This is a genomic window from Pseudomonas juntendi, assembly GCF_009932375.1.
GTDB classification, from domain to species: domain Bacteria; phylum Pseudomonadota; class Gammaproteobacteria; order Pseudomonadales; family Pseudomonadaceae; genus Aquipseudomonas; species Aquipseudomonas juntendi.
Genome location: NZ_BLJG01000510.1, coordinates 1 through 518, shown reverse-complemented (window position 1 = coordinate 518; position 518 = coordinate 1). Strand labels below are relative to the sequence as shown.

The following is a 518-nucleotide window of genomic DNA, read 5'->3' as shown; positions in this document are numbered from 1 at the left end:
CGCTGCTGGGCTGGGCCATTGGTTTTGCCCTCAGCGGCGAACACGGTGCGGGGTTGGGCCGTTTGTGGCTATGGCTGAGTGAGCGCTTCGCCCGCGATGCCAAGGCCGCGCACCTGGGCCCGGCACTGCTGGTACTGCTGCAGCGCCAGCGCCTCAACCGCTGGCTGCTAGGCCTGCTGGTACACAGCCTGTGGCTGCTGGCGATGCTCTGCGCGCTGGGCATGCTGCTGGCTCTACTGGCCACCCGTCGCTATGGCTTCGTGTGGGAAACCACCCTGCTCGCCGCCGACCCGTTCATCCAACTCACCCAGGCGCTGGGCGCGCTGCCTTCGCTGCTGGGCTTTGCCATGCCCGACGAGGCCATGATCCGCGCCAGTGGCGACAGCCAGCCGGCCCTCGACGTGGCGCGCCAGGCCTGGGCCAGCTGGCTGCTCGGCGTGGTGCTGGCATATGGCCTGTTGCCCCGCGTGCTGCTGGCCGGGTTGTGCCTGTGGCGCTGGCGCCAGGGCCGCCAGCGC

General features: G+C 70.5%; 1 protein-coding gene. It reads left to right on the top strand.

Going from position 1 to position 518, the window contains the following annotated elements; translation table 11 throughout:
• On the top strand, positions 1-518 hold a 518-nt coding region (locus GYA94_RS26990), incomplete at both ends, for a DUF2868 domain-containing protein (RefSeq protein ID WP_161893488.1).